Annotated in this window: 19 protein-coding genes; 13 read left to right on the top strand and 6 right to left on the bottom strand. The window is 64.8% G+C overall.

The features are described from left to right. Positions 1 to 27 precede the first annotated feature (27 nt). On the bottom strand, positions 28 to 1,143 hold the full coding sequence (locus CCC_RS07085; RefSeq protein WP_009869701.1) for an NADH:flavin oxidoreductase/NADH oxidase: 1,116 nt from the start codon (positions 1,141 to 1,143) through the stop codon (positions 28 to 30). Beyond that, on the bottom strand, positions 1,140 to 1,739 hold the full coding sequence (locus CCC_RS07080) for a TetR/AcrR family transcriptional regulator (RefSeq protein WP_009869700.1): 600 nt from the start codon (positions 1,737 to 1,739) through the stop codon (positions 1,140 to 1,142). The genes CCC_RS07085 and CCC_RS07080 overlap by 4 nt, the downstream gene beginning before the upstream one ends. Before the next feature lie 101 nt (positions 1,740 to 1,840). Between CCC_RS07080 and CCC_RS07075 the strand changes: the two genes are divergently transcribed. Both CCC_RS07075 and CCC_RS07070 read left to right on the top strand, forming a co-directional pair. Next, on the top strand, positions 1,841 to 3,136 hold the full coding sequence (locus CCC_RS07075; RefSeq protein ID WP_009869699.1) for an MFS transporter: 1,296 nt from the start codon (positions 1,841 to 1,843) through the stop codon (positions 3,134 to 3,136). Positions 3,137 to 3,206: 70 nt separating this feature from the next. After that, positions 3,207 to 3,968: a polysaccharide deacetylase family protein gene (locus tag CCC_RS07070; protein ID WP_009869698.1), complete on the top strand. Its 762-nt coding sequence runs from the start codon at positions 3,207 to 3,209 to the stop codon at positions 3,966 to 3,968. Here CCC_RS07070 and CCC_RS07065 read toward each other — a convergent pair. Together CCC_RS07065 and CCC_RS07060 are read right to left on the bottom strand one after the other, a co-directional pair. Then, on the bottom strand, positions 3,935 to 4,771 hold the full coding sequence (locus CCC_RS07065; RefSeq protein WP_009869697.1) for a glycoside hydrolase family 25 protein: 837 nt from the start codon (positions 4,769 to 4,771) through the stop codon (positions 3,935 to 3,937). The genes CCC_RS07070 and CCC_RS07065 overlap by 34 nt on opposite strands. After that, positions 4,771 to 5,340, bottom strand: coding sequence for a Panacea domain-containing protein (locus CCC_RS07060; protein WP_041040525.1), 570 nt, complete (start codon positions 5,338 to 5,340; stop codon positions 4,771 to 4,773). Before CCC_RS07060 ends, CCC_RS07065 begins: the two co-directional genes overlap by 1 nt. A 69-nt stretch (positions 5,341 to 5,409) precedes the next feature. Between CCC_RS07060 and CCC_RS07055 the strand changes: the two genes are divergently transcribed. Genes CCC_RS07055 through CCC_RS07035 form a run of 5 tightly spaced genes read left to right on the top strand, consistent with a single transcriptional unit; the run spans position 5,410 to position 8,813 of the window. Next, on the top strand, positions 5,410 to 5,871 hold the full coding sequence (locus CCC_RS07055) for a (2Fe-2S)-binding protein (RefSeq protein WP_009869695.1): 462 nt from the start codon (positions 5,410 to 5,412) through the stop codon (positions 5,869 to 5,871). Further along, a complete protein-coding gene (locus CCC_RS07050; protein WP_009869694.1) occupies positions 5,871 to 6,650 on the top strand; it encodes an FAD binding domain-containing protein in 780 nt (259 codons plus the stop codon). The genes CCC_RS07055 and CCC_RS07050 overlap by 1 nt, the downstream gene beginning before the upstream one ends. Then, positions 6,647 to 7,216 (top strand): nucleotidyltransferase family protein, encoded by a 570-nt coding sequence (locus tag CCC_RS07045; RefSeq protein WP_041040573.1) that lies wholly within the window; start codon positions 6,647 to 6,649, stop codon positions 7,214 to 7,216. The genes CCC_RS07050 and CCC_RS07045 overlap by 4 nt, the downstream gene beginning before the upstream one ends. Then, positions 7,213 to 8,415, top strand: coding sequence for an aminotransferase class V-fold PLP-dependent enzyme (locus tag CCC_RS07040; protein WP_009869692.1), 1,203 nt, complete (start codon positions 7,213 to 7,215; stop codon positions 8,413 to 8,415). The genes CCC_RS07045 and CCC_RS07040 overlap by 4 nt, the downstream gene beginning before the upstream one ends. Beyond that, positions 8,412 to 8,813 (top strand): iron-sulfur cluster assembly scaffold protein, encoded by a 402-nt coding sequence (locus CCC_RS07035; RefSeq protein WP_009869691.1) that lies wholly within the window; start codon positions 8,412 to 8,414, stop codon positions 8,811 to 8,813. The genes CCC_RS07040 and CCC_RS07035 overlap by 4 nt, the downstream gene beginning before the upstream one ends. Here the strand turns inward: CCC_RS07035 and CCC_RS07030 are convergent. Then, complete coding sequence (locus CCC_RS07030; protein WP_236686327.1) at positions 8,803 to 10,281, bottom strand: hypothetical protein; 1,479 nt, start codon at positions 10,279 to 10,281, stop codon at positions 8,803 to 8,805. The two genes, CCC_RS07035 and CCC_RS07030, sit on opposite strands and share 11 nt — an antisense overlap. Before the next feature lie 272 nt (positions 10,282 to 10,553). Between CCC_RS07030 and CCC_RS07025 the strand changes: the two genes are divergently transcribed. Beyond that, positions 10,554 to 12,245: an ATP-binding protein gene (locus CCC_RS07025; protein ID WP_041040521.1), complete on the top strand. Its 1,692-nt coding sequence runs from the start codon at positions 10,554 to 10,556 to the stop codon at positions 12,243 to 12,245. Positions 12,246 to 12,250: 5 nt separating this feature from the next. On the opposite strand, the gene CCC_RS07020 is transcribed toward CCC_RS07025, so the two are convergent. After that, entirely contained in the window at positions 12,251 to 12,940 is a 690-nt protein-coding gene (locus tag CCC_RS07020; protein WP_009869688.1) for a fumarylacetoacetate hydrolase family protein, read from the bottom strand. A 269-nt stretch (positions 12,941 to 13,209) separates the two neighbouring features. On the opposite strand from CCC_RS07020, the gene CCC_RS07015 reads away from it, so the two are divergent. The 5 genes from CCC_RS07015 (at position 13,210) to CCC_RS06995 (ending at position 18,005) form a co-directional block, all read left to right on the top strand. Then, positions 13,210 to 14,406 carry an ABC transporter substrate-binding protein gene (locus CCC_RS07015; RefSeq protein ID WP_009869687.1) on the top strand — a complete coding sequence of 399 codons (1,197 nt, stop codon included), beginning with the start codon at positions 13,210 to 13,212 and terminating at the stop codon, positions 14,404 to 14,406. Positions 14,407 to 14,585: 179 nt separating this feature from the next. After that, positions 14,586 to 15,446 carry a branched-chain amino acid ABC transporter permease gene (locus tag CCC_RS07010; protein WP_009869686.1) on the top strand — a complete coding sequence of 287 codons (861 nt, stop codon included), beginning with the start codon at positions 14,586 to 14,588 and terminating at the stop codon, positions 15,444 to 15,446. Then, positions 15,443 to 16,534, top strand: coding sequence for a branched-chain amino acid ABC transporter permease (locus tag CCC_RS07005; RefSeq protein ID WP_009869685.1), 1,092 nt, complete (start codon positions 15,443 to 15,445; stop codon positions 16,532 to 16,534). The genes CCC_RS07010 and CCC_RS07005 overlap by 4 nt, the downstream gene beginning before the upstream one ends. After that, on the top strand, positions 16,531 to 17,295 hold the full coding sequence (locus CCC_RS07000) for an ABC transporter ATP-binding protein (protein ID WP_009869684.1): 765 nt from the start codon (positions 16,531 to 16,533) through the stop codon (positions 17,293 to 17,295). Before CCC_RS07005 ends, CCC_RS07000 begins: the two co-directional genes overlap by 4 nt. Continuing rightward, the gene (locus CCC_RS06995; RefSeq protein ID WP_009869683.1) at positions 17,295 to 18,005 is read left to right on the top strand and encodes an ABC transporter ATP-binding protein; all 711 of its coding nucleotides are present in this window, start codon (positions 17,295 to 17,297) and stop codon (positions 18,003 to 18,005) included. Before CCC_RS07000 ends, CCC_RS06995 begins: the two co-directional genes overlap by 1 nt. Positions 18,006 to 18,041 lie beyond the last annotated feature (36 nt).

The following is an 18,041-nucleotide window of genomic DNA, read 5'->3' as shown; positions in this document are numbered from 1 at the left end:
TTCGGTAACCGAACGGGCCCTTTTGTTTTACTCTGCGGCCAAAGTGGGCCGGGCCAGGGCCACACCGGGCCAGGCCCGCGTTCCAGCGGCAAGGTATTGAGGCGGATAGGTCATCTGGGCGCCCAGCGCCTGCGCGGCGTGCCACACCCAGCGGGGATTGTCGAGGAAGCCGCGCCCGATGGCGATCAGATCGGCGGCGCCTTCAGTCAGGGCGGTTTCGGCCTGATGCGGCGTGGCGATCAGGCCGACGGCGCGGGTGGGAATCCCGGCCTCGCGCCGGATGCGGGCGGCCAGCTCGATCTGGTAGCCGGGGCCGACGGGAACCTTGGCATAAGACACCAGACCGCCCGAGGACACGCAGACGAAATCGATGCCCGCCGCCTTGAAGGCCTTGGCATAGTTCACGGCCTGATCGGCGTCCCAGCCGCCCTCGACCCAATCGGTAGCGCTGATGCGCAGGCCCAGCGGCTTGTCGGCTGGCCAGACGGCGCGCACCGCGGTGATGACCTCCAGGGGGAAGCGCATGCGGTTTTCCAGGCTGCCGCCATACTGGTCGTCACGCCGGTTGGACAGCGGCGACAGGAACTGGTGCAGCAGATAGCCGTGGGCCGAGTGCAGTTCGATGAAGTCGAAGCCGATGCGCAAGGCGCGCTGGGCGGCGATGACGAAAGCCTGTTTCAGTCGGTCGAGGTCTTCGATGGTCGCGGCTTTGGGGGAGGGCCAGCCTTCGTCGAAGGCGATGTCGCTGGCCGAGATGGTCTGCCAGCCGTCGGGCGAGAACTTGCCGCCCTCCCAAGGCGCCGCAGCGCCGCCCTTGCGCCCCGCATGGCCCAGTTGCACGCCGATGGCGCCATTGCCGCCGAAGCCCTTGATGGCGGCCACCAAACGGATGAACCCGGCCTCGGTGGCATCGTCGTAAAGGCCCAGGCATTTGGGCGAGATGCGCCCCTCGGGCGTCACGCCGGTGGCTTCGATCACCACCATGCCGGGGCCCGAGGCCGCCAGGGAGCCGTAATGCATCAGGTGCCAATCCTGGACCACGCCGTCTTTGGCCGAATACTGGCACATGGGGGCGACAGCAACGCGGTTGGGCAGTGTCAGGCCGCGCAGGGAAAGCGGCTGGAAGAGGTGGGGCTGAGTCATGTGGGCCTCGACAATGTTGCAGAAAGATGGGCCTGGATGAGGATTTCGGCGGCCGCCGCCACCGAGGCGGAGGGACCCGCGCCCCCTAGGGTGGAACAGGCGGAATAGGCACCCTCCAGCAAGACCATCAACTGGTCGGTGAGGGCGGAGGATTGGGGCAGGCCGATTCCTTCGGCCAGGGCGCCCAACCGGCGGCGCAGTTCGGCGAAGTGACGGGCCACCACGGCGCGGGCCGGGTGGTCGGGATGGGGGAATTCCACCGAAGTGTTGACGAAAGGGCAGCCCCGGTAAAGCGGGTCCGAGGTACGCCGCGCCACCGTCTCGAACAGGGCAAGCAACTGACGGCGGGGATCATTGGGATGGCGGGCCAGCACCGCGTCCCACCAGTCCCAGTACATGCTGTCGCGCATTTCCAGAAAGGCGGCGATCAGATCGTCCTTGGAGGGGAAGGCGCGGTAGAGACTCATCTTGGCCACACCGGCCCGCTCGATCACCGTATCGATGCCGATGGCGCGGATGCCTTCGCGATAGAACAGGTCGTTGGCAGCGGCCAGGATGCGGTCGCGGGCGGTGAGTTTGTCGGAGGTTTCAGTCATGCTCTGGTCGGGGAAGCGGTTTCCATGGTTGACATGATACAGACCTGTCTGTACAAGTCAAATGATACAGACTTGTCTGCCTCATTTTTCTGGAGGACCCCATGTCGGAAGCTGCCAAGCCGGAAGTCCCGGGTCCTGTCCGTCTGCATTACGGCTGGATCGCCGCGGGCCTGACCTTCGTCACCTTGCTGGTGGCGGCGGGCATCCGCTCGGCGCCGGGCGTGATGATGGTTCCGGTGGAGGCCGAATTCGGCTGGAGCCGGGCCACCATCTCCTTCGCGGTCTCGGTCAATCTGGTGCTCTACGGTCTGATGGCGCCCTTCGCAGCGGCCGTCATGGACCGCATCGGCGTGCGGCGCACCATGGCCTTGGCCCTGGCCGTCCTGGCGCTGGGCGTCGCTGCCACCACCTTTATGCGCACGCCCTGGCACATGGTCCTGCTGTGGGGATTCGTGGTGGGTGGCGGCTCGGGCACCATCGCCCTGGTGCTGGGCGCCACGGTGGTCACCCGCTGGTTCGACGCCCATCGTGGCACGGTGATGGGATTGCTTTCGGCGGCCACCGCCACCGGGCAACTGATCTTTTTGCCTCAGATGGCCATGCTGGTGGAGCATTGGGGCTGGCGCGAGGCGGTGCTGCTGATCGCGGCGGCGGCGGCGGTCCTGGCCCCCGTCATCTGGATGTTCATGCGCGACCGGCCCGCCGATCTGGGCTTGTGGCCGGTGGGGGCCACCCAAGCCCCGCCGCCCGCCATCCGGGCTGGCAATCCGGCGGTGGCGGCGGTCATGGCGTTGCGGGACGGCATGCGGTCTCGCGATTTCTGGTTGCTGGTGGGGACCTTCTTCGTCTGTGGCCTGTCCACCAATGGTTTGATCGGCACCCATCTGATCTCGGCCTGTTTCGACCACGGCATCCCCGAGGTCAAGGCAGCCGGTCTGCTGGCCGCCATGGGTGTCTTCGACATTCTCGGCACCACGGCTTCGGGCTGGCTGTCGGATCGCTGGGATTCGCGCAAGCTGTTGTTCTGGTATTACGGATTGCGCGGATTGTCGCTGATCTTCCTGGATTTGGCCTTTGGCCCCGATGTGTTCGGCCTGTGGCTGTTCGCGGTGTTCTATGGCCTGGACTGGATCGCCACCGTGCCGCCCACCGTCAAGCTGACCACCCAGGTTTTCGGGCGGGAACGTGCGGGTGTGATGTTCGGCTGGATCTTCGCCTCCCACCAATTGGGCGCGGCCACGGCGGCCTTCGCCGCCGGAGTGATCCGCACCGATCTGGGCGATTACTGGCTGGCCTTCGTTCTGTCGGGGGCGACCTGTCTGGTGGCGGCGGCCATGTCGCTGATGATCGGCCGAAAGGCCGGGCCGCAGGCGGTGGCCGAAGGTGCCACCGCCTGAAGCGGAGGGGGGCTGGACAAGACTGCCAAGAATGATCAGGATTTTCGGATCGGGGAATTCGGGGACGATCATGCGCCGTCTTATCATTGCTCTATGCGTCCTGCTGGTGCCGCAAGGCGCCTTGGCCTGGCCAAGCTGGCTTCCTTTCGGGCCCAAACCCTCGGCACTCTCCGCCAAGCCGCCGAGCCTCGATTTCGGGGACAAGGCCAAGGCGGGCGATTGCGCCATCACCTTCGACGACGGGCCGGGGCCTCATACCGGCGCTCTGCTGGATCTGCTGGCGGCGCGCAAGGTCAAGGCGACCTTCTTCGTGCTGGGCCAGCATGCGCGGCGCTATCCCGATCTGATCCGCCGCATGCTGACTGACGGACACGAGGTGGAGAACCATTCCTGGGACCATCCCGATATGCGCAAGCTGGATGAGGCGGCGCGGCGCAAGGAGATCGAGGATACCCTGGCCGAGTTGAAGGCCCTGGGGGCCGAGCCCCATTACTTCCGTCCCCCCTACGGTGCCTATGACCCCGATCTGGTCGGCCTGGCCCGCAAGGAGGGGCTGGAGCTAGTGCTGTGGTCGCGTGACAGCGAGGATTGGCGCTATCACACGGTCAGCGCCCTGGAAGGCAATATCTTGCCGGTGGGCCAGGGCGCGCACGGCATCTTCCTGTTCCACGACATCCATGACAGCACCATCGCCGCCATGGGCGGGGTGCTGGATGATCTGGGCAAGCGCGGCTGCCGGTTCGTCACCGTCTGGCAGTTCCGTTCCGCCAACGCAACCCCGCAGCCCCTGGCTCAGCCTCAGGCCCCAGACCGGCCGATTCCGCCCCAATAGCGGTAAAGATCGTCCCGGCTGCCAGCGAAGACCGAGCGGTCGCAGCGCTCGATGCCTCGGACCTCGCGGGCGCGGTCGCGGAAGGGGCCGCCGGTGCGGGCATCGTCACCGGCATATTGCCACATGCGCCAGCCCCGGCCGTTCCAGGCATTGGGCAATTCCGGCTCGTAGCGGTAATCGGCCAGCCATAGGTCGCAGGCGGCCAGCGCCGATCCGGGCAAAATGGCGCCGCCCAGGGATCCGCTTCCCTTGGAACTGGGCAGGGTTTCCCCATCGGCCCAGGCGGGATGGCAGTATAGCAGCGGCAGGCGGCCGGTGGTGGCGGCGATCTCGCGCACGAAATCCTCGGCGGCGTCGATCTGCATGGTGTTGCCCGGCGCCCGCTCGTTCAGTTCCAGGTCGAGGACCAGCAGGGTGGCCGGGTCGGGGCGGGCGGCGGCCAGGAACATCTGGGCCTGACTGCGTCCCGGATGCTGCCTTGTGCCGAAATGATAGGCGCCCCACAGCAGACCGGCATCCATGGCCTGGGCGCGGCGCTCCTCGTAGCGGGGATCTTGCCAGTCGCCCTCGCTGGCCTTGTGGATCACCGCCAGCACGCCGCTGGAATCGCGCGCCATGGCAAAGCTCTTGACCCCATTGGCGTGGTGCAGATCGATGACGGCGTTCAAGCCCACCAGGGCGGGCTCGTCCACCATGCCCGGCGTGGCCCTGGCGCGCGGGGGGCGCGCTGTGCGGGCGGGTTCACTGGCGCAGGCGGCCAGCCCAAGGGCCAGACCCAGGGAGAGAAAGCCCCGGCGGCGCATTACTCGTCCTTCTTGACGGAAGCCGGTTTGGGCTTCCAGGCGGCGACGGTGACCGGCTTGCCGGTCTGCGAGCGCATCATGCGGGGCTTCATCACCGTATCGATGGAATCGACGTTGGAGGCCGGATTGTTGCGGGCGGCGGCGGCCTCGGAATAGTACTTCACCATGTCGGCGAAGGGGATTTCCTCGTTCTGGCCCTTGGCCATGGCCAGGGCGACAGGCGCATGCTCGATGATCTTCTTGGTCAACTGGTCGGCGGTATAAGGGCCATAGCGGCGCCAGATGCCGTCCAGGAAGTGGCTGACCTGCTCGCTCAGCATATTGCCCTCGATCATGGTCGGCCGCCCATAGGCGAAGGCGTGGAACACCGTCGGCTCGACGGGTCCGAAAGCGTCGGTGACGAAAGTGGCGGGCATCAGCTTGCGGCCGTGATAGGCCACGGCGAAATAGGCCTGCGACAGATAGAGCAGGCGGTGCAGCTTTTGCGGCTGGATGTACTCGCGATCATTGAGCGCCTGATCGGAGATCCAGAATACCACGTCGAGGCAGGATTTAACGGCTATGGGCATCGGGACCGGTTTCCTTGAAGCGGTGCCGATGATAGCGTCGTCTTGATCGCAAATCAAAGGAGCGTACCCATGCGCGTCGCGTTCACCCTGAACGGCCGCAAGGTGGAGGCGGAGGTCGAGCCGCGCACCTTGCTGGTGGCCTTGCTGCGCGACGGCTTCGGCCTGACCGGAACCCATGTGGGCTGCGACACCGGCCAATGCGGGGCCTGCACGGTCCATCTGGACGGCCGCGCGGTGAAATCCTGCCTGGTTCTGGCCGCCCAGGCCGATGGGCGAGACGTGCTGACCATCGAGGGCGTGGCCGAGGGCGAGACGCTGCACCCGCTTCAGGCGGCCTTCCGCGACCGGCACGCCTTGCAATGCGGTTTCTGCACGCCGGGCATGGTGATGAGCGGCCTTGATCTGGTGGCCCATCTGGACCGCGCCGACGAAGACGCCATCCGGCACGGCCTGGACGGCAATCTGTGCCGCTGTACCGGCTATCGCCCCATCGTCGAAGCCATCGCCCAAACCATCCGGGAGAAGGGGTGATGTTTCCCTTCGATTATCTCCGCCCCCAAAGCCTCACCGAGGCCATCGCGGCTCATGACGGTGAGGAGCGGCGTTATCTGGCGGGCGGTCAAAGCCTCCTGGCGGCGCTGAAGCTGCGCCTGGCCCAGCCCTCCGCCCTGATCGACGTGGCCCGTCTGCCGGAACTGGCGGGGATGCGTCAGGACGATGGCGCGCTGGTGGTGGGCGCGGCGGTGACCCATGCGCAGATGGCGGCCATCACCGCCATTCCCGCCCTGGCCGATCTTGCCGGGTCCATCGGCGATCTCCAGGTGCGTAATATGGGCACCTTGGGCGGCGCGCTCGCCAATGCCGATCCGGCCAGTGACCACGCCGCCGCCGTGCTGGGCCTGGGAGCCTTGATCCGGACCGACCGGCGGGTCATTCCTGCCGACGCGTTCTTTCTCGGCATGTTCGAGACATCGCTGGAGCCGGGCGAACTGATCGTCTCAGTGAGCTATCCTCTGCCGCGCCGCGCCGGTTATGCCAAGACGCGCAATCCCGCCTCGGGCTATCCGGTGGTGGGCGTCTTCGTCGCCGAGACTGAAAGCGGCGTGCGGGTGGCGGTCACCGGGGCGGCGTCATGTCCCTTCCGCCTGACCGGTTTCGAGATGGCGCTGGAGGGGGACTATTCCACGGCCGCCCTGGAGGGACTGACCTTTACCGCCGACGATCTCAGCCGTGACCTGCATGCCAGCGCCGAATACCGCGCCGCGCTGATTCCCGTTCTGGCGCGCCGCGCTCTCGGATGTGGTTCGTGAGCATCGCCGGTCTGATCCTGGCGGCCGGGCGGGCCAGCCGCATGGGGGGCGATAAGCGCCTGATGCGGGTGGAGGGACGCAGCATGCTCGACCTCGCCGTGGAGGCGGGTTTGAGGGGCGGTCTGTCGCCGGTCCTGGTGGTCACTGGGCCCGAGCCGCAGCCTGATTTGGGGCCCGGTGTGGTTCAGGTGGTCAATGCCGATCCTTCGCGGGGGATGGCCTCGTCCCTGGCCGAGGGCGTGGCCGCCCTGCCCGAAGACGCCGAGGGCGTGATGGTCCTGTTGGCCGACATGCCCAGGGTGACCTCCGCCCACGTGGCCGCCCTGATCGCCGCCTTTCGCCCCGACAGCATCTGCGTGCCGGTCTTTCAGGGGCGGCGGGGCAATCCGGTGCTGTTGTCGCGGCGCTTTTTCCCGTCCATGCGGGATCTCACCGGTGACAAGGGCGCGCGCGGCTTGATCGCCGAAAATGCCTTGGCTGTCATCGAGGTGGCGGTGGCCGATGACGGTATATTGATCGATGTGGATACGCCCGAAGCCTTGCGGGCGCTGGGAGGCGAGGAATGAGCCAGACCATTCGCGCGGCTTTTCCGGCGCTGTCGCGACCGGGTTTTCATTATCTGGACAACGCCGCCATGGCGCAGATTCCGGGACTGGTGTCCGAGGCCATCGCCAGCCTCAACCGCGTCGCCCGTTCCAATGTGCGCCGGGGGCTGCACGAAGCGGCCCTTCGCGCCGATGAAGCCTATGATTCCGCCCGCGCCACGGTGGGGCGCTTTTTGAACGCTCCGGCCGAGGAGGTGGTGTTCACCGGCGGCTGTACCCTGGCGCTGAACATGGCGGCCTGGGGGCTGGGGCGCAAGCTGGGGCCCGGCGACGAGGTGGCGCTCAGCCGGTTGGAGCATCACTCCGCCTGCCTGCCCTGGATGAGCCTGGCCGAGGACCGGGGATTCGCCATCCGCTGGTTGCCGGTGACCCATGAGGGGCGGCTGGATCTCGACCATCTCGGCGCCATCGTCACGCCTTGCTGCAAGGTGGTGGCGGTGACCCATGCCTCCAATGTCACCGGCGCCGTCAGCGATCTGCCGCGTCTGGCCGAGGCCGCCCATGGGGTGGGAGCCCGGCTGGTGGTGGACGGCGCCCAGATGGTGCCCCATGGCCGTGTCGATCCCCGGTCCCTCGGGGCTGATCTCTATGCCTTCTCTGGGCACAAGGCCTATGGGCCGACGGGAATCGGTGTGTTGTGGGGCCGGGCCGAAGTTCTTCAGTCCATGACTCCCATGGTAGTTGGCGGCGGCATGGTGGATGCGGTGGGTGACGATGACGTCACCTGGGCCGATCCACCTCACCGCTTCGAGGCGGGAACCCCGCCCGTGGCCCAGGCGGTCGGTCTGGCCGCCGCCCTGGACTGGATGATGAGTCTGGATGGTCAGGAGATACATCAGCAGGAAGCGGCCCTGACCTGGCATCTTCTGGATGGGCTGGGCTCGATGGCCGGAGTGAAAATCGTCGGCCCGCGAGGGTTGGAGGCCCGCGTGCCCGTCGTGTCCTTCACCGTGGAGGGCTGTCATCCCCATGATCTGGCGCATCTGCTGGCCGAGCGGGGCGTGGCGGTGCGCGGTGGCGCCCATTGCGCCCGGCCGCTGATGGCGGCTTTGGGGCTGGAGGAGGGGACGTTGCGCGCCTCGCTGGCGCCCTATTCCGACCGCTCCGACGTGGAGGCCCTGCTTGTGGGGCTGGCCGAGGCGGTGAAGGTGCTGCGATGAGCGACGAAATGTATGGCGCGGCCATCAAGGACCTTGCCGCCCGCGAACCCGTTTCGCTGGCTCATCCAGATAAGAGCGTGACGCTGGACAACCCCCTGTGCGGCGATCGGGTGAGTCTCGGTCTCAGGCTGGAGGGCGGCCGGGTGGCGGCGCTCGGCCATGGGGTCAAGGGCTGCCTGCTGTGCAAGGCGGCCAGTTCGGTGGCGGCGGAGCAGGCATTGGGGCTTGATGCAGCCGGGGCGGCCCAGTTGCTCGATCAGGTGAGGGGCATGCTGAAGACGGGGGGCGAACCGGCCTTCCCCGCCCTGGCGGCCTTCCTGCCGGTGCGTCCGCACAAAAGCCGCCACGACTGCGTCCTGCTGCCGTTCAAGGCCCTGAGCAAGGCTCTCAGACCGTGACGCCGATACTGGCCAGGGTCTTGGTCAGCAGCATCATCTTGCGTTCCTTCTCCTCGCCCGAAGCCGTGCCGAGATAGTCGGTCATGAAACCGGGATCGCGGATATAGGTGTTCAGCAACTGACGGACGGCTTCCATGTTGACGCCGTCGATGAAGGTTCCCTTGCGGCACAGGTCCAGCAGGGTGAGAACCTTCTGGGCCGGGCCGCCGCCCTTCTTGTCGATTTGATCGAACAGACGGGAGTTTTTCAGCAGCTGAATTTGCGCCGCTTCCATCTGGGCCATGTAGGCGGCCTTGTCGCCATCGGGCAGCCACGAGGCCTTGATGGTGCGATGGATACCCGCCAGGGTCTGCAGCTTGGGGACGGGGGGCTCCTGGCCCGTCACCACGCGGGGCACGAAATCCTTGTCGCCGAAATAATGGTCGATGAAGGTCTTGAGCATGGCCCGGTTGCCCTGGCCCACGGTGATCGTGCTGAGTTGCATGAGGAAGGCATAGCGGTCGGACAGGACCTTGCGTTCGCGCAGCAGGTCGGTGACGCCTTCCTTGTTGAGGTGGCGGGCCTGGCGCCGTTCCAGGGAGGTCAGGGCCTTGGCCCCGCCGATCAAGGTGGTGCCGGTCCACATGCGCTTGAACAGGTCGAACAGCGCGGTGATCTCGATCTCGGGCTCGGCCGAGCGCAGCGGCATCTTGCTGGCCAGGGTGCGCAGCAGGGAATACTCGACCGAAGCCTTGCAATTGGGGGCGGAACCATCATTGATCATGGCCGCGATGGTTTCCATGGCGGCGTGCGCGGTATCGCGCTGCTTCCACTCACCCTTCCACAGATCGGCCAGATCGTTGCAGCGCTCCTCCAGCGTTTCGCACAGGCCCAGCATCTGATCCAGGGCGGGGTCGCTCTTCAGACATTCGGACAGAACCTGTTCGATATGGCGGTTCTCGTCCTTGCCCTTGGTCAGGCCGAACATCTTCACCAGGATGGAGACTTTGTCCTTCCACACCTTGTGAGAGAACAGCAGTTCGGTCAGGGCGCGGTTGGCCGCGTAATCCTTCTCGACCTGGCTGCCCTTGAGGGTGGCGCAGTAGGCGGAAAAACCTTCGGCCGTCACCGTGGGGGCCGGTTTGTCCTTCTCGTCATCCCACAGCTTCTTCATGCCAGCGCTGATCAGGGTATTGAGATCGCGCAGCCGTTGCGCCGCGCTTTCACCTTTCAGCTTGGCCTGAAGGGTGGCGATCTTGTCCACGGCGTTCATCATGACGCGGCCAGCGTCGTTGAGCCGTTTTTGGTACTTGGCCGAGAACACCAGTTCCGTCGGCGTGATCACCAGGGATTCCGTAAAATTGGTCAGGAAGCGCCCGATGAGGTCCCGCGAACCGGGGGAGAAGAAGTCCTCGACCTTGGTGCAATACGCCCCCTCCAACAGGGCCTCGGGTGCCGCTTCCACATCGTCTTTGGTCGGTATTGCCATTGAATGATAATCCGCTGCCCGTTTCCTGGTCCCTCGCCCCGACATCATTATCTTTGGGGTCCCGTGGCATCAAATGATTTCTGCAAGGAACGCCCATACAATCGGATGATTACTTATATGCCACCCACTTCAGGGGGTGCGGCTGAGTTATCGGTTGCCGTCAATGAAAGAATTAACGCGGGAATGGTATTTGTGCGACTGGGCATTCCTGTTTGCTTGAGGTAAACTGTAGTTCATACGCTATTGTCCTTATCCGGGGAGTGAGGTCAAAGGTGTCTGGCTCATCGACGGATTACAACAGGTTCAGGGCGTCGCGCTGGCGTTTGGTGGCGCTGTTGTTGTTCGTCAACACATCGGTTCTTGGTTTGGCCTGGATGTCCCTGGATTCCAGCTATCGCCAGTACCAGGACCGCGCCGCCGTTTCCTCGCGCAATACCAACCGTCTCGTCTCGCAAAGCATCGCTGGCGATATCGACCAGATCGATCTGGCTCTGCGCGCGGTGTCGGATGAGGTAACCCGGCTCCATGCCAGCAAGGCGATCGCCGGGCCGGAGTTGACGGTCTTTCTGGCGCGATTGCAGAACCGGCTGAAAATGGCCGACGGTCTACGCGTCACCGATGCTGCGGGAATCGTGATCGCCAGCGGCGACAAGGCCGGATTGGGAACCAACCTTTCCGATCGCGCCTATTTCACCGTTCATCGTGATGACGCCAATTCCGGGATGGTCATTTCGCCGCCCACCCTGGGGCGTATCAGCAACAAATGGGTGCTGATCTTCGCGCGAAGGCTAAGCCTTCCCGACGGCGGCTTCGCCGGAATCGTCTTTGCGCCGGTGACCATCGCCTGGTTCGAGCAGAAGTTCAATAATCTGGAGGTGGGGCCGCAGGGAACCGTGGTGATGCGCGGCGACGCCTCGCGCAATTTCGACCTGCTGGCCCGCTATCCCCATGCCGGTTACGTGGGCCAGACGACGGTTTCCAGGACTTTCACGGAGCGGATTACCGCCAATCCCAAGGGGGGAACCTATGAAGCATCGGCGGGGGCCGACAACATCCGTCGCACCTTCTCGTACCAGCCCATTGCCGACTATCCGCTCATCACCCTGGTGGGCATGGCCACCGAGGATTATCTGGGCGAGTGGCGCAAGGAAAGCGTCAAGGTGATCGTCCTGGCGGGCGCCTTCATCATTGTGACCACCTTGGGTGGTTTCGGCATGCTGCGCAGCTGGCGGACGCTGGAGCGCCAAACCGACGAACTGGCCCGTTCCAACGCCGATCTGGAGCAGTTCGCCTATGTAGCGTCCCATGATCTTCAGACGCCGCTGCGCAATATCGCCAGTTATGCCCAATTGCTGGCGCGGCGCTATCAAGGGCGGCTGGACAAGGATGCGGACGAATTCATCGGCTATATCGTCGGCGGCGCCAAGCATATGTCCTCGATGATCCCCGATCTTCTGGACTATGCCCGCGTCTCGCGGTCGCCGCCGGAACTGGTGCCGGTGGATCTCAACGCCGTGATGACTTCGGTCCTGACCAATCTGGGCCCCGATTTGCAGGCTTCGGGCGCGACGGTCAAGATGGATGCGCTTCCCGTGGTATTGGCCGAAGCCCGTCAGGTGGAAAGCCTGTTCCAGAATCTTCTGGAAAACGCCCTGATCTACCGCCAGCCCGACGCCGCGCCGCAGATAGAGATCACCGCCACGCAGGAGCCCAAGGGGCTGTGGCGAGTCTCGGTGCACGACAATGGAATCGGTATCGAACCGGCCTATTTCGAGAAGATCTTCGTCATCTTCCAGCGCCTGGAACCCGCCCGCTTTCCTGGTGGCACCGGAATCGGCCTGGCGCTGTGCCGCCGTATCGTCCATCGCTTCGGCGGCACAATCTGGGTGGAGTCCGAGCCCAAGAAGGGCACGACCATCAACTTCACCTTGCGACCCTCGACCGGAGGCTCGGCGGCGGGCTGAGCCTGTCAGCGTTCCGGGGTGATACGCACCTCAAGCTCGCCCACGCCGTCGATTGTTCCCCGCAGCACATCGCCCGCCACCACCGGGCCGACGCCCTCGGGCGTGCCGGTGAAGATCAGGTCGCCCGCGCCCAGATGGTAATACTGGGACAGATGGGCGATCACTTCCGGCACCGACCAGATCATCTCGTTGATGTCGCCGCTTTGGCGGATCTGCCCATTGACCTCCAGCGCGATGCGTCCCGACAGCTTGGGGCTTTCCGCGCGGACCAGGGCCGAGATGGGGGCCGAGAATTCGAAGGCCTTGCCCAGGCACCAGGGACGGCCCTTGTCGCGGGCGGCGAATTGCAGATCGCGCCGCGTCATATCCAGACCCACCGCATGGCCGAAGACCGCCGTCTGAGCCTCTTGGGGCGTGCATTTGTAGACCGGGCGCGACAAGGCCACCACCAGTTCGATCTCGTGATGCAGATTGCTGGTGCCGGGAGGATAGGGGATGTCGCCGCCGCCCGGAACCAGGGCGTCGGCCGGCTTGGTGAAATAGAATGGCGGCTCTCGGTTGGGGTCGCTGCCCATCTCGCGCGCATGGCCCGCATAGTTGCGCCCGACACAAAAAACGCGGCGGACCGGATAGAGTCCCGCTTCCCCCTTGACGGCGACGGCGGGTAGGGCAAGCTCGAAAAGATGGATGGTCACGGCACCGCGCTCCTTCGGTCAAATCTGATGGAGCGAATGGTGGACCGACCGCCGGTCAAGATCAACACCCCTTCAAAGGGGGGTGAGATTGCATTCGGATAAAATACGCATTAGGATGCCGATTTATATGGATCCGTATCCGATGCGGTGTCGCCTCGTTCCGGTGGAGCGGAACAGAAGCGGGAAGAGGAGCGGCCGGGATTGCCGGGGCTTCTTCAACGAGACAACGGAACGGGCCGAATAAGGTCCGCATGCCTGGGAGGATGTTTATGGATCATTTGAAGGGAATTTCCCGCCGCGCCGCTTTGCGCACGGGCGCCATCGTGGCTGCTGGCATGGGCGGTTTCGTGCCGACCCGCTTTGCCATCGGTAACACCGCCAAGGTCAGGGTCGGCTTTCTGCTGCCCTATTCCGGCACCTATGCCGGACTGGGCGAGGCCATCACCAACGGCTTCAAGCTGGCGCTGGAAGAGCGGGGCGGCAAGCTGGGCGGCCGCGAGGTGCAGTTCATCGCCGTTGATGACGAATCCAATCCCGCCAAGGGGCCCGAGAACACCAACAAGCTGGTGACGGGCGAGAATGTCGACTTCGTGGTCGGGCCGGTCCATTCCGGCGTGGCGCTGGGCATGGTCAAGGTGGTACGCGAGACCGGCACCATCGCCATCATCGCCAATGCCGGGGCTGGCGCCGCGACGGGTCCGCTCTGCGCTCCCAATATCTTCCGCACCTCGTTCACCAATTGGCAGACCGCCTATCCCATGGGCAAGGTCGCCATGGATCGCGGCATGAAGAACGTGGTCACCATGTCGTGGAAATACGCGGCGGGCGAAGAGGCCGTGACTGGCTTCGAACAGGGATTCACCAAGGCGGGCGGCAAGGTGGCCAAGCAGATCCTGGTGCCTTTCCCGCAAGAGGAGTTTCAGGCCAATCTCACCGAGATCGCCGCTCTGAAGCCCGACGGCGTCTTTGCCTTCTTCGCCGGATCGGGCGCGCTGAAATTCGTCAAGGATTACGCCGCGGCGGGTCTTAAATCCATTCCGCTGATGGGGCCGGGTTTCCTCACCGACGGCGTGCTGAGGGAGCAGGGCGAGGCGGCCGAGGGCGTTCTCACCACCCTGCATTACGCCGATGCGCTGGATACGGCGGATAACAAGACCTTCCGCGCCGCCTATCGCAAGGCCTTCACCAAGGAGGCCGATGTCTATGCGGTACAGGGCTATGACGCGGCCCAGTTGATGTTCCAGGGCTTGGGAGCGGTCAAGGGCGACAGCGCGGCCAAGGCTGATCTGATCGCCGCCATGGAAAAGGCGGTGATCAAGAGCCCGCGCGGCACCTTCACCCTGTCCAAGGCCCATAACCCGGTTCAGGACATCTATCTGCGCCAGGTCAAGGGCGGCCAGGAAGTGGTGGTCGGCGTGGCGGAAAAGGCCCTGGCCGATCCCGCCATCGGCTGCAAGATGGGCTGAGGACAGAGCCAGGCGTTTTCCCTGTTTCGTCATTCCCGCGCAGGCGGGAATCCATGTGGCCTTCCACTTCACCCCTTGTGGTTGGGATCGGAAGGTGTCGGGCATGGACCCCCGCTTGCGCGGGGGTGACGAGAAAGGGCGTTCAAGAGCTGGTCGGTTTCTGGCGGTCTGGAGCCACGATGGATTTCTGGTTTTTTCTGATTCAGGTGCTGAACGGCGTCCAGTACGGGCTGCTGCTGTTCCTGGTCGCCTCGGGGCTGACCCTGATCTTCGGCATCATGGGCATCATCAATCTGGCCCACGGCGCCTTCTATATGCTGGGTGCCTATCTGGCCTATTGGCTGGCCCGGACCACGGGCAGCCTGACGGCGGCGGTCGTGCTGTCACTGCCCATTTCCGCCGCCATCGGCTATGTGATCGAGGCCCTGCTGGTCCGCACCCTTTACCGCCGCGACCATCTGGATCAGGTGTTGCTGACCTATGGCCTGATCCTCATCTTCAACGAGGCGACCCGCATGATCTGGGGCGCCGATGTGCACGGCGTGACGGTGCCCGCCGCGCTCAACTGGTCCATCCGGCTGACCGATACCTTGTCCTATCCCGTCTATCGCCTGATGCTTTCGGGCGTCTGCGCCGTGCTGGCGGTGGCCATGTATCTGGTGATCACGCGGACCCGTTTTGGCATGTGGGTGAGGGCGGGTGCGTCGAACCGCGACATGGTGGCGGCGCTGGGCATCAATGTGAAGCTGCTGTTCGGCGTGGTCTTCGCTCTGGGCGCCGCCCTGGCCGGGCTGGCAGGCGCCATCTCGACCCCCATCACCTCGGTGGCGCCGGGCATGGGCGATTCCGTCCTGATCCTGTGTTTCGTGGTGGTGGTGATCGGCGGCGTGGGCTCCATCAAGGGCGCCTTTCTCGGCGCCATGTTGATCGGTCTGGCCGACACTTTCGGCAAGGTCTTCGTTCCCGATTTCGCCAGCTTCACCGTCTATGGCGTCATGGCGGCGGTGCTGTTGTGGAAGCCGAGAGGGTTGTTCGCATGACCCGGCGGCTGTCCCTGATCCTGCTGCTGGCCCTGGCGGTCCTGGCCCTGTTTCCGGTCTGGGGGCCGCTGGCCTTTAGCGCCAAATACGCCTTCCTGCTGCAAAAGCTGACCGGCATCATGATCCTGGCCATCCTGGCCATGAGCCTCGACCTGCTGGTCGGCGTGGCCGGGCTGGTCAGTCTTGGCCATGCCGCCTTCTTCGGATTGGGCGGGTATATGCTGGCAATACTGAGCCCGCAATACGAGGCGGCCAATGTCTGGGTGGCGCTGCCCGCCACAATGGCCGTTGTCGCTGCGGCCTCGGCGGTGGTGGGCTTTCTAGCCATTCGCACCGCTGGCATCTACTTCATCATGGTGACCCTGGCCTTCGGCCAGATGGGCTATTATTTCTTCAACGATTCCAAGCTGGCGGGGGGATCGGACGGGGCTTACATCTACGTCAAGCCCAGCGTCGAGGCCTTTGGCCTCACCCTGATCAATCTGGAGAACAAGCAGGCCTTCTTCTTCACCGTGCTGGGCGCATTGGTGGCGGTCTATGCGTTACTGCGCGTGGTGCTGGCCTCGCCCTTCGGCCGTGTCCTGGCCGCCATTGGCGTCAACGAGGGCAGGGTGCGAGGCCTGGGCTTCAATCCCACCGCCTACAAACTGGTGGCCTTCACCATCGCGGGCGCCCTGGCCGGGTTGGCCGGATTCCTGGCCGCCACCCAATATGGCTTCGTCAGTCCCGCCATGCTGGGTTGGCATCAGTCGGGCCATGTGCTGGTCATGGTCATCCTGGGCGGCATGGGCACCCTGTTCGGTCCCGTCCTGGGAGCCTTCATCCTGGAACTGGCCCATTTCGGTCTGGAAGCGGTGACCGAGCACTGGCTGCTACCCATGGGCGCGCTGGTCATCGCCATTGTCCTCGCCCTGCCCAAGGGCGTGGCGGGCCTGCTTTTGCAGTGGTGTGGAACGAGTGAGGCCTTGGCCGAGCGCGGCGCCAATGAGGCGCCCGAAGCGCAGCGGAGGAGCCAAGGGAGCGAGAGCGACCGCCCGGCGCTTGAGGGACAAACAGAACCGGCCAAGAAAGGGGAGGGCGAGCCATGAGCGTCTCTCCCTTCCTTTTCGAGACCAAGGGCCTGACCAAGTCCTTCGGCGGCCTGATCGCGGTCAATGCGGTCTCCATCGGCTTCAAGGAATGCGAGGCCCACGCCATCATCGGTCCTAACGGTGCGGGCAAGAGCACCTTCGTCAACCTGCTGACCGGGCATCTCCCCGCCTCGGGCGGCCATGTGATGTACAAGGGCTCGGACATCACCCGCTTGCCCGCCCACAAAGTGGCGCGGCTGGGCATCGGGCGGTCGTACCAGAAGACCAATATCTTCCCCAGCTTCACCTGCTTCGAGAATTGCCGTCTGGCGGCGCAGTCGCTGCTGCCCCATTCCATGCGCTTCCTGCGCCCCGCCGCCGCCTATCGCGAGGTGTCCGCCCGGGCGTCCGAGGCCCTGGAGCGGGCCGGGCTGGCGTCCAGGGCGGGGCGCATGGCGGGGACCATGTCCTATGGCGAGCAGCGTCAGTTGGAGATCGCCATGGTTCTGGCCACCGCGCCCCAGGTTCTGGTCCTCGACGAGCCCCTGGCTGGCATGGGCAAGGAGGAATCCGAGGGCATGGTCCGTCTGCTGCAGGATCTGGCCCGCAGCTATACCCTGATCCTCATCGAACACGACATGGACGCGGTCTTCGCCATCGCCAAGGTGCTGTCGGTGATGGTCAACGGCACCTTGCTGGAAAGCGGGCCCTTGGACCAGATCCGCGCCAGCAAGGCAGTGCAGGACGCCTATCTCGGCGACGGGGCGGAGGCCTATTGATGGAACTCTTCCTCGAGGCTTCCGGCCTGCACACCTATTACGGCGCCAGTCATATCCTGCATGGCGTGGATTTCCGCGTCGGCGAGGGCGAAACTCTGGCGCTGATGGGCCGCAACGGCATGGGAAAGTCCACGCTGCTGAAAAGCCTGCTGGGCATCGTCACTCCCCGCCAGGGTAAGGTTTCGGTCCGGGGCAAGGATGTGACCGGCCAGGAGACCTCGGCCATCATCCGCCGTGGCATCGCCTATGTCCCCGAAGGACGCGGCATGTTCCATAACCTCACCGTGCGCGAGCATCTTGTGATGGCGGCGCGCAAGGGCGTGGACGGGCGGGACGACTGGACCTATGAGCGGGTGCTGGAGACCTTTCCCCGTCTGGCCGAGCGTCTGGACAATCTGGGCACCCATCTGTCGGGTGGCGAACAGCAGATGCTGTCCATCGGCCGCGCGCTCATGACCAATCCCCATCTGCTGATCCTGGACGAGGCCACCGAGGGCTTAGCCCCGCTCATCCGCCGCGAAATCTGGCGGGTGGTGCGCCATGTCAAGGAAACCGGCATCGCCACCATCGTGGTGGACAAGAATGTGGGGGTCCTCTTGGACCTCGCCGACCGTCATGTCATCCTCGTCAAGGGCGAGGTGGTGTTCGATGGCGGCCCACAGCAACTGAAAAGCGATTCGAGCATACTCGAACGGCATATCGGATTGTGACCGACAAAGCAGTCGCAAAATGATTGAGAGGAAGGA

The organism is Paramagnetospirillum magnetotacticum MS-1 (genome assembly GCF_000829825.1).
GTDB lineage: Bacteria > Pseudomonadota > Alphaproteobacteria > Rhodospirillales > Magnetospirillaceae > Phaeospirillum > Phaeospirillum magnetotacticum.
This window is presented reverse-complemented; position numbering and strand designations above follow the sequence as displayed.

Bases quoted from the DNA above. Each gene is read 5' to 3' on its own strand.
- CCC_RS07085 (WP_009869701.1), bottom strand. From the start codon at position 1,143: ATGACTCAGCCCCACCTCTTCCAGCCGCTTTCCCTGCGCGGCCTGACA.
- CCC_RS07080 (WP_009869700.1), bottom strand. From the start codon at position 1,739: ATGACTGAAACCTCCGACAAACTCACCGCCCGCGACCGCATCCTGGCC.
- CCC_RS07075 (WP_009869699.1), top strand. From the start codon at position 1,841: ATGTCGGAAGCTGCCAAGCCGGAAGTCCCGGGTCCTGTCCGTCTGCAT.
- CCC_RS07070 (WP_009869698.1), top strand. From the start codon at position 3,207: ATGCGCCGTCTTATCATTGCTCTATGCGTCCTGCTGGTGCCGCAAGGC.
- CCC_RS07065 (WP_009869697.1), bottom strand. From the start codon at position 4,771: ATGCGCCGCCGGGGCTTTCTCTCCCTGGGTCTGGCCCTTGGGCTGGCC.
- CCC_RS07060 (WP_041040525.1), bottom strand. From the start codon at position 5,340: ATGCCCATAGCCGTTAAATCCTGCCTCGACGTGGTATTCTGGATCTCC.
- CCC_RS07055 (WP_009869695.1), top strand. From the start codon at position 5,410: ATGCGCGTCGCGTTCACCCTGAACGGCCGCAAGGTGGAGGCGGAGGTC.
- CCC_RS07050 (WP_009869694.1), top strand. From the start codon at position 5,871: ATGTTTCCCTTCGATTATCTCCGCCCCCAAAGCCTCACCGAGGCCATC.
- CCC_RS07040 (WP_009869692.1), top strand. From the start codon at position 7,213: ATGAGCCAGACCATTCGCGCGGCTTTTCCGGCGCTGTCGCGACCGGGT.
- CCC_RS07035 (WP_009869691.1), top strand. From the start codon at position 8,412: ATGAGCGACGAAATGTATGGCGCGGCCATCAAGGACCTTGCCGCCCGC.
- CCC_RS07030 (WP_236686327.1), bottom strand. From the start codon at position 10,281: ATGGCAATACCGACCAAAGACGATGTGGAAGCGGCACCCGAGGCCCTG.
- CCC_RS07015 (WP_009869687.1), top strand. From the start codon at position 13,210: ATGGATCATTTGAAGGGAATTTCCCGCCGCGCCGCTTTGCGCACGGGC.
- CCC_RS07010 (WP_009869686.1), top strand. From the start codon at position 14,586: ATGGATTTCTGGTTTTTTCTGATTCAGGTGCTGAACGGCGTCCAGTAC.
- CCC_RS07005 (WP_009869685.1), top strand. From the start codon at position 15,443: ATGACCCGGCGGCTGTCCCTGATCCTGCTGCTGGCCCTGGCGGTCCTG.
- CCC_RS07000 (WP_009869684.1), top strand. From the start codon at position 16,531: ATGAGCGTCTCTCCCTTCCTTTTCGAGACCAAGGGCCTGACCAAGTCC.
- CCC_RS06995 (WP_009869683.1), top strand. From the start codon at position 17,295: ATGGAACTCTTCCTCGAGGCTTCCGGCCTGCACACCTATTACGGCGCC.